Origin of the sequence: Pseudomonas sp., from assembly GCF_036404235.1 — a bacterium.
Classification (GTDB): Bacteria; Pseudomonadota; Gammaproteobacteria; order Pseudomonadales; family Pseudomonadaceae; genus Aquipseudomonas.
Genome location: NZ_DASWOT010000039.1, coordinates 24,592 through 33,546, shown reverse-complemented (window position 1 = coordinate 33,546; position 8,955 = coordinate 24,592). Strand labels below are relative to the sequence as shown.

Genomic DNA, 8,955 nt, shown 5'->3' with positions numbered 1-8,955 from the left:
ACCTTTGGAGTCGCTATGGCGCTCTGAAGGGCTAGAAAAGCCGCCAAGTGCGGCTTTTCTTGTTTTAGCGTATTGGTTTCATGATCCAGCGACCCTTACGGCTGATCGGTTGCTGGGTCGTTCGGTATGTTTCCAGGGATTGGATCGACGTCCGGTCATGCATCGCTTCCTTTATATAGGTGCAAATCAGGCCCGTCCCAGACGGCTCGCGACGGCGATTCGAGTCGCCAGCACATCCCTTGATTCATTCCACTGTATTTACCCTCATTCGGTAGGGTGACTTCTTGAGTTTGACCCACTAGAATGCTTGCCCTTGATTCTGGGGTCGGAAACGGCCGGCTAACGTCTGTGCAACGAGGAATATCCATGCAAGTTTCTGTTGAAAACACTTCCGCTCTTGAGCGCCGCATGACCATTGGCGTGCCTGCCGAACGCATCGAGACTGAAGTCAACAAGCGTCTGCAGCAGACCGCACGTAAAGCCAAGATCCCGGGCTTTCGCCCAGGCAAAGTGCCTATGAGCGTGATCCGCCAGCGTTATGAAGACGGTGCTCGTCAGGACGCTCTGGGCGACCTGATCCAGGCGACCTTCTATGAAGCAGTCGTAGAACAAAAGCTGAATCCAGCGGGTGCTCCATCGGTCGAGCCAAAGTCTTTCGAAAAAGGCAAGGACCTGGAATACGTCGCGACTTTCGAAGTATTCCCTGAGTTCACCGTTGCCGGTTTTGAATCCGTTGCCGTTGAGCGTCTGTCCGCTGATGTGGCTGACAGCGATCTGGACAATATGCTGGAAATCCTGCGCAAGCAGAATGTTCGTTTCGAAGTGGCCGATCGTGCAGCCCAGAACGAAGACCAACTGAACATCGATTTCGTGGGCAAGATCGACGGCGAAGAATTCGCTGGCGGTACAGCTACTGGCACACAGCTGGTACTGGGCTCCGGTCGCATGATTCCTGGTTTCGAAGATGGTCTGGTTGGCGCCAAGGCCGGTGAAGAGCGCGTTCTGAGTCTGACCTTCCCGGAGGATTATCAGAACCTGGAGCTGGCTGGCAAAACTGCCGAGTTCACCGTGACTGTCAACACCATTTCCGAGCCAAAGCTGCCTGAGCTGAACGAAGCGTTCTTCACTCAGTTCGGGATCAAGGAAACCGGTATTGAAGGCTTCCGTACCGAAGTTCGTAAGAACATGGAGCGCGAGCTGCGTCAGGCGATCAAATCCAAGATCAAAAACCAGGTAATGGATGGCTTGCTGGCCGCCAACCCGATCGAAGTGCCTAAAGCACTTCTGGAAAATGAAGTGAACCGTCTGCGCGTCCAGGCCGTTCAGCAGTTTGGCGGTAACATCAAGCCAGACCAACTGCCTGCCGAGCTGTTCGAAGAGCAGGCCAAGCGTCGCGTCGAGCTGGGTCTGATCGTTGCTGAAGTGGTCAAGCAGTTCGACCTCAAGCCTGACGAAGCTCGCGTGCGTGAGTTGATTCAGGAAATGGCTTCCGCATACCAGGAGCCAGAGCAGGTTGTGGCGTGGTATTACAAGAACGACCAGCAAATGAACGAAGTGCGTTCGGTTGTGCTGGAAGAGCAAGTTGTGGATACTGTTTTGCAGAAAGCGAGCGTGACCGACAAAGCGGTCTCGTACGAAGAAGCGGTCAAGCCGGTAGAAGCTCCACAAGCCGACTGATTTTTTCTCTCGTTCGAAAACACCATAAGCCAGCCTTCGCGCTGGCTTATGCGTATTCAAGACATGACTATTTGGGAGTGAATGCAGGACATGTCCCGCAATTCTTATATTCAGCAGAACTCTGACATTCAGGCCGCAGGCGGCCTGGTCCCGATGGTTATCGAGCAGTCCGCCCGTGGCGAACGCGCCTATGACATTTACTCGCGCCTGCTCAAGGAGCGAGTGATCTTTCTGGTTGGTCCGGTAGAAGACTACATGGCCAACCTGATCGCAGCGCAACTGCTGTTCCTTGAAGCGGAAAACCCGGACAAGGACATCCATCTCTACATCAACTCACCGGGCGGTTCGGTGACTGCTGGTATGTCGATCTACGACACCATGCAGTTCATCAAACCGGACGTTTCCACGATCTGCATCGGCCAAGCCTGCAGCATGGGTGCGTTTTTGCTGGCCGGTGGTGCCAAAGGCAAGCGTTACTGCTTACCTAACTCGCGCATGATGATTCACCAGCCATTGGGCGGTTTCCAGGGGCAGGCGTCGGATATCGACATCCATGCCAAAGAGATCCTGTCCATTCGTGCGCGTCTTAATGAATTGTTGGCTTTCCACACAGGCCAGTCACTTGAGACCATCGAAAACGACACTAACCGGGACAATTTCATGAGTGCTTCGCGCGCTGCTGAATACGGTCTGGTTGATTCGGTTCTCGACAAACGTCAATTGGTCAAATGACTGCTTGATAGGCAGTAATCCCGGGTGGTCGGAAAACCCTGCCACCTGCGGACTTGAAAAAGCCCGCAATTGCCTTCATCTTGTGTTGCAAGCCTACCGGATTGGATCGATCGAATGACTGACACCCGCAACGGCGAGGACAACGGCAAATTGCTTTATTGCTCCTTCTGCGGCAAAAGCCAGCATGAAGTGCGCAAATTGATTGCCGGCCCCTCGGTATTTATCTGTGACGAGTGCGTCGACCTGTGCAATGACATCATCCGCGAGGAGGTGCAGGAAGCACAGGCAGAGAGCAGCGCCCATAAGTTACCATCGCCCAAAGAAATCAGCGGTATCCTTGACCAATATGTAATCGGTCAGGAGCGTGCCAAGAAGGTTCTTGCAGTAGCGGTGTACAACCACTACAAGCGCTTGAACCAACGCGACAAGAAAAATGACGACGTTGAACTGGGCAAGAGCAACATCCTGCTGATCGGCCCTACGGGCTCCGGCAAGACTCTGTTGGCGGAAACGCTGGCTCGTTTGCTCAATGTACCGTTCACCATCGCCGACGCCACGACCCTGACCGAAGCCGGTTATGTCGGTGAGGACGTGGAAAATATCATCCAGAAATTGTTGCAAAAATGCGATTACGACGTCGAGAAGGCCCAGATGGGCATTGTCTACATCGATGAAATCGACAAGATTTCGCGCAAATCCGACAACCCTTCGATTACGCGTGACGTGTCTGGGGAAGGCGTGCAGCAAGCCTTGCTGAAACTGATTGAGGGCACTGTGGCTTCTGTTCCACCACAAGGTGGTCGAAAGCACCCACAGCAGGAATTCCTGCAAGTGGACACGCGCAACATTCTGTTCATCTGCGGTGGTGCGTTCTCTGGCCTGGAAAAGGTCATTCAGAGCCGTTCTACCCGTGGCGGTATCGGTTTCAATGCCGAAGTCCGTAGCAAGGAAGAAGGCAAGAAGGTGGGCGAGTCCCTGCGAGAGGTCGAGCCTGACGATCTGGTCAAGTTCGGTCTGATTCCGGAATTCGTGGGCCGTTTGCCGGTACTGGCAACGCTGGATGAGCTGGACGAAGCTGCTTTGATGCAGATTCTGACCGAGCCAAAGAATGCGCTGACCAAGCAGTACGCCAAGCTGTTCGAGATGGAAGGTGTGGACCTTGAGTTCCGCCCCGATGCGTTGAAATCGGTTGCTCGTCGTGCGCTTGAGCGCAAGACAGGTGCTCGTGGCTTGCGCTCTATCCTGGAAGGCGTTTTGCTCGATACCATGTATGAAATCCCGTCACAGTCCGACGTGAGCAAAGTGGTGATCGACGAAAGCGTGATCGAAGGGACGTCCAAGCCGCTATTGATCTACGAAAACAGCGAACCGCCAGCCAAAGCGGCACCTGACGCATAAGCGTCTGTGCTTGGCGGTAAGTGATGTAAAACGCAAAGGGGCCTTCGGGTCCCTTTTGCATTCAGGTGCTTTTGCATTTCCTGAAACCGGCGCTTGTTTTTTTAGGGATCTACCCCCATCTTGATTTTCAGCTCATATCTATCTGTCCATGGCCTTATGGCCGCTGTAGAGGCGAAATCATGAAGACGACCATTGAATTGCCTCTTTTACCATTGCGCGATGTTGTGGTTTATCCGCATATGGTTATCCCACTGTTCGTGGGGCGCGAGAAGTCGATCGAGGCCCTTGAAGCCGCGATGACCGGCGACAAGCAAATCCTCCTGCTCGCGCAAAGAAATCCTGCAGACGATGATCCTGGTGAAGACGCTCTTTATAGCGTGGGTACTGTTGCAACGGTGTTGCAACTGCTGAAGTTGCCTGATGGCACCGTCAAGGTGCTGGTTGAGGGCGAGCAGCGTGGTTCTGTCGAGCGGTTTATTGAGGTCGATGGTCACTGCCGTGCCGAGGTTGCGCTGATCGATGAAGTCGACGCGCCAGACCGCGAGTCCGAAGTGTTCGTGCGCAGCCTGCTGGCTCAGTTCGAACAATACGTGCAGTTGGGCAAAAAGGTCCCTGCAGAAGTCCTGTCCTCGCTCAATAGCATCGATGAGCCAGGCCGACTGGTCGATACCATGGCAGCGCACATGGCGCTGAAAATCGAGCAGAAGCAGGAAATCCTCGAAATCATTGACCTGTCTGCACGGGTCGAGCATGTGCTTGCCTTGCTGGATGCTGAAATTGACCTGCTGCAGGTCGAGAAGCGCATTCGCGGGCGCGTCAAGAAACAAATGGAGCGCAGTCAGCGCGAGTACTACCTGAATGAGCAGATGAAGGCCATTCAGAAAGAACTCGGCGACAGCGAGGAAGGCCACAACGAGCTCGAAGAGCTGAAAAAGCGCATCGATGCTGCGGGTCTGCCAAAAGATGCCCTGACCAAAGCGACTACCGAGCTTAACAAGCTCAAGCAGATGTCGCCGATGTCGGCAGAGGCAACCGTTGTACGTTCCTACATCGACTGGCTGGTTCAGGTGCCATGGAAAGCGCAGAGCAAAGTGCGCCTGGACCTGGCCCGTGCTGAAGACATCCTCGACGCTGATCACTACGGTCTGGACGAAGTCAAAGAGCGCATTCTCGAATACCTCGCCGTGCAAAAGCGCGTGAAGAAGATTCGTGGTCCGGTGTTGTGCCTGGTCGGCCCGCCTGGTGTGGGTAAAACCTCGCTGGCGGAGTCGATTGCTCATGCTACTAATCGCAAATTTGTGCGCATGGCGCTGGGTGGCGTGCGTGACGAGGCTGAAATTCGCGGTCATCGCCGGACTTACATCGGCTCGATGCCGGGTCGTTTGATTCAAAAAATGACCAAGGTAGGCGTCCGTAACCCGCTGTTCTTGCTCGATGAAATCGACAAGATGGGCAGCGATATGCGTGGTGATCCGGCATCGGCCCTGCTGGAAGTGCTTGATCCAGAACAGAATCACAATTTCAACGACCACTATCTGGAAGTCGATTACGATCTTTCGGATGTCATGTTTTTATGTACCGCGAACTCCATGAATATTCCGGCAGCCCTGCTGGACCGTATGGAGGTGATTCGTCTACCCGGTTACACCGAAGACGAAAAGATCAACATCGCCACCAAATATCTTTCACCCAAGCAGATTGCTGCCAATGGCTTGAAAAAGGGTGAGATTGAGTTCGATGTAGAGGCCATTCGCGACATTATCCGGTATTACACGCGTGAAGCTGGTGTGCGCGGCCTGGAGCGGCAACTCGCTAAAGTCTGCCGCAAGGCGGTCAAGGAACACGCTCATGAGAAGCGTTTTTCTGTCCAGGTCACGGCCGCAATGCTGGAAAGTTTCCTTGGCGTGCGCAAATTCCGTTATGGATTGGCCGAACAACAGGACCAAATTGGTCAGGTGACCGGTCTTGCGTGGACTCAAGTAGGGGGCGAATTGCTCACCATTGAGGCCGCTGTGGTGCCGGGTAAAGGTCAACTGATCAAGACCGGTTCGCTGGGTGACGTGATGGTCGAATCGATCACTGCTGCATTGACCGTAGTGCGCAGTCGGGCGAAAAGTCTGGGCATTCCTCTGGACTTCCATGAGAAGCGCGACATCCATATCCATATGCCGGAAGGGGCTACGCCCAAAGATGGCCCTAGCGCAGGCGTAGGCATGTGTACGGCGCTTGTTTCGGCGCTAACACAGATCCCTGTCCGTGCAGACGTGGCGATGACCGGTGAAATCACCCTTCGCGGACAAGTTCTGGCCATCGGTGGATTGAAAGAAAAGCTACTGGCCGCGCACCGTGGAGGAATCAAAACGGTGATCATTCCAGAGGAGAACGTTCGCGATTTGAAGGAGATTCCTGACAACATCAAACAGGACCTGCAGATCAAGCCAGTTAAATGGATTGACGAAGTCCTGCAAATTGCGCTGCAATACGCGCCGGAGCCCTTGCCGGATGTGGCTCCCGAGATGGTTGCAAAGGATGAAAAACGCGAGTCTGACTCTAAGGAAAGAATTAGCACGCATTAGTCTGAGGGGCTTTCTTGACAGCTTTTTAGAGCCCTTGCTATAAAGCGGCTCTCAAGCGTCAGCAGGCCACTCAGCGTTTGTTTGGCTTTACCAAAAAACTTAGAAAATACTCAATATAGATATTAAGGGGACTTAGAGTGAACAAGTCGCAACTGATTGATGCTATCGCCGCATCCGCTGATATCCCGAAAGCTGCTGCTGGCCGCGCGTTGGATGCAGTAATCGAATCCGTCACTGGCGCTCTCACGGCCGGCGACTCGGTTGTACTGGTTGGTTTCGGTACTTTCTCTGTGAAAGAGAGTTCAGCTCGCCAGGGTCGTAACCCACAGACAGGTGAGGCGCTCGCAATCGCTGCGGCTAAAAAACCAAGTTTCAAAGCCGGTAAAGCTCTGAAAGAAGCTGTTAACTAAGTTTTTTTGCCTTTGTCCAGCCAGGACCATGTACTTCTGTCCTGGTTGTGAAGCGGCAAGTTCGGTTGGCTGTAAGCTGGCCGGTCACCTCGGGGGACGCACATTCGAACCCTGTCCGCTTTGCAAGTTACGAGAAGGCGCATCCTCGGATGCGCCTTTCTTCTATCCGGATTCTACCCACGCTCCGCGGTTGGTGAACCAAATACAACCGTTTCTGGGGGACGCATGCTGCAGAATATCAGGGACAATTCACAAGGCTGGATTGCCAAAACCATTATCGGAGTCATCGTGGCTCTGATGGCCCTGACGGGTTTCGATGCCATTTTCAGGGCCACCAGCCACAGTCAGGATGCTGCGAAGGTCAACGGCGAGGAAATCAGCCAGGGCGAATTGGGTCAGGCGGTCGAAATGCAACGCCGTCAACTCTTGCAACAATTGGGCAAGGATTTCGATCCTGCCATGCTCAATGAACAAATGCTTCGCGACGCAGCCCTCAAGGGGTTGATCGATCGCAAGCTGTTGCTGCAAGGTGCTGCTGACTCCAGGTTCGGTTTCTCCGAAGCGGCGCTGGACCAGCAGATACTGATGACCCCGGAGTTCCAGGTGGACGGCAAATTCAACGCTGATCGTTTCGATCAGGTTGTGCGTCAGTTGGGCTTCACCCGTCTGCAATTCCGCCAGATGCTGGGCCAGGAAATGCTGATCGGTCAGGTGCGCGCCGGGATTGAGGGTAGCGCGTTTATCACTGATGCCCAGGTCGAGGCATTTGCCCGCCTGGAAAAACAAACCCGCGATTTTGCGACCTTGACGCTGCCGGCTGACGCCTCGAAGGTAAAAGTCACTGACGATGAAATCAAGGCCCACTACGACGAGCATGCCAAGGAGTTTCTGAGCCCTGAGCAGGTGGTACTCGACTACATCGAGCTGAAAAAATCTTCATTTTTCGACAAAGTGTCGGTCAAGGACGAAGACCTTCAGGCGGCCTATCAGAAAGAAATCGCCAATCTGGCTGAACAACGTCGCGCTGCGCACATCCTCATCGAAGTGAACGACAAGACGAACGATGCCCAGGCCAAGGCGAAGGTTGAAGACATTCAACAGCGTCTGGCCAAAGGCGAAGACTTTGCGGCCTTGGCTAAAGAGTTCTCCCAGGACCCAGGCTCTTCCGCCAGGGGCGGTGATCTCGGTTACGCAGGCAAGGGTGTTTACGATCCAGCCTTCGAAGACGCCTTGTATGCGTTGAACAAAGATCAGGTGTCGGCCCCGGTTCGTAGTCAGTTTGGTTGGCACTTGATCAAGCTGCTGGGTGTCGAGGCGCCGTCGGTGCCAACATTCGCCAGCCTTAAAGAGAAGCTGACTCACGAGCTAAAATCGCAGTTGGTCGAGCAGAAGTTCGTTGAGGCCACCAAGCAATTGGAAGACTCTGCGTTCGAATCCTCCGACCTGGCACAGCCTGCGCAAGACCTTGGTCTGAAGGTGCAGACCAGCGCGCCTTTCGGTCGTGAAGGGGGCGAGGGCCTGACGGCTAATCGCGCTGTCATCCAGGCTGCGTTCAGTCCTGAGGTAATGGAAGAGGGTTCCAATAGTTCAGCACTGGAGCTTGATCCTGAAACCGTGGTAGTGGTTCGCGTCAAGGAACATCGTCAGCCTGAGCAATTGCCTTTGGACGTGGTGTCGAGTGCGATTCGCGCCCAGTTGACCAAAGAGCACGCCAGCGAAGCGGTGAAAACCAAGGGTGAAGCGCTTCTGGCGGGGCTGCGCGATGGCAAGACGCCTCTGGCGGCCAAGCAGGAAGGACAGAGTTGGAACGTCGTCGAGGCGGCCTCTCGCAGTCAGGAGGGTGTTGATCCTCAGGTCTTGCAGGCACTGTTCCGCATGCCCAAGCCTGAAGGCAAGGACAAACCGGTCTATGGCAGCTTGACTGCGGCAGACGGTAGCTTCGTGATTGTGCGCCTTAACGGTGTCAATCAGGCTGCGGTGCCGACCGATGAGGAGAAAGCTCAGTACCGCCAATTCCTCGCATCCCGTGAAGGGAAGCAGGACTTCGCTGCTTACCGCGCACAACTGGAAAGCACCGCGAAGATCGAGAAATACTGATTGCTTGATTGCTTGAAAATAAAAAGTCCCGGCTCAGATGAGTCGGGGCTTTTTGTTTTAGTGGC

The 8,955-nt window shown here is 54.3% G+C and carries 6 protein-coding genes; all 6 read left to right on the top strand.

Going from position 1 to position 8,955, the window contains the following annotated elements:
- Positions 1 to 366: 366 nt before the first annotated feature.
- The 6 genes from tig to VGC62_RS05220 all read left to right on the top strand — a co-directional run bounded on the left by tig (position 367) and on the right by VGC62_RS05220 (position 8,890).
- On the top strand, positions 367 to 1,677 hold the full coding sequence (gene tig, locus VGC62_RS05245; RefSeq protein ID WP_331186005.1) for a trigger factor: 1,311 nt from the start codon (positions 367 to 369) through the stop codon (positions 1,675 to 1,677).
- Between the two features lie 90 nt (positions 1,678 to 1,767).
- The gene (gene clpP, locus VGC62_RS05240; RefSeq protein WP_331186004.1) at positions 1,768 to 2,409 is read left to right on the top strand and encodes an ATP-dependent Clp endopeptidase proteolytic subunit ClpP; all 642 of its coding nucleotides are present in this window, start codon (positions 1,768 to 1,770) and stop codon (positions 2,407 to 2,409) included.
- A gap of 114 nt (positions 2,410 to 2,523) precedes the next feature.
- The gene (clpX, locus tag VGC62_RS05235) at positions 2,524 to 3,807 is read left to right on the top strand and encodes an ATP-dependent Clp protease ATP-binding subunit ClpX (RefSeq protein ID WP_331186003.1); all 1,284 of its coding nucleotides are present in this window, start codon (positions 2,524 to 2,526) and stop codon (positions 3,805 to 3,807) included.
- A 179-nt stretch (positions 3,808 to 3,986) separates the two neighbouring features.
- Positions 3,987 to 6,383 (top strand): endopeptidase La, encoded by a 2,397-nt coding sequence (lon, locus tag VGC62_RS05230; protein ID WP_331186002.1) that lies wholly within the window; start codon positions 3,987 to 3,989, stop codon positions 6,381 to 6,383.
- 137 nt (positions 6,384 to 6,520) lie between these two features.
- Complete coding sequence (locus tag VGC62_RS05225; RefSeq protein WP_331186001.1) at positions 6,521 to 6,793, top strand: HU family DNA-binding protein; 273 nt, start codon at positions 6,521 to 6,523, stop codon at positions 6,791 to 6,793.
- A gap of 225 nt (positions 6,794 to 7,018) precedes the next feature.
- A complete protein-coding gene (locus VGC62_RS05220; protein ID WP_331186000.1) occupies positions 7,019 to 8,890 on the top strand; it encodes a SurA N-terminal domain-containing protein in 1,872 nt (623 codons plus the stop codon).
- Positions 8,891 to 8,955 lie beyond the last annotated feature (65 nt).

Bases quoted from the DNA above. Each gene is read 5' to 3' on its own strand.
- tig (WP_331186005.1), top strand. From the start codon at position 367: ATGCAAGTTTCTGTTGAAAACACTTCCGCTCTTGAGCGCCGCATGACC.
- clpP (WP_331186004.1), top strand. From the start codon at position 1,768: ATGTCCCGCAATTCTTATATTCAGCAGAACTCTGACATTCAGGCCGCA.
- clpX (WP_331186003.1), top strand. From the start codon at position 2,524: ATGACTGACACCCGCAACGGCGAGGACAACGGCAAATTGCTTTATTGC.
- lon (WP_331186002.1), top strand. From the start codon at position 3,987: ATGAAGACGACCATTGAATTGCCTCTTTTACCATTGCGCGATGTTGTG.
- VGC62_RS05220 (WP_331186000.1), top strand. From the start codon at position 7,019: ATGCTGCAGAATATCAGGGACAATTCACAAGGCTGGATTGCCAAAACC.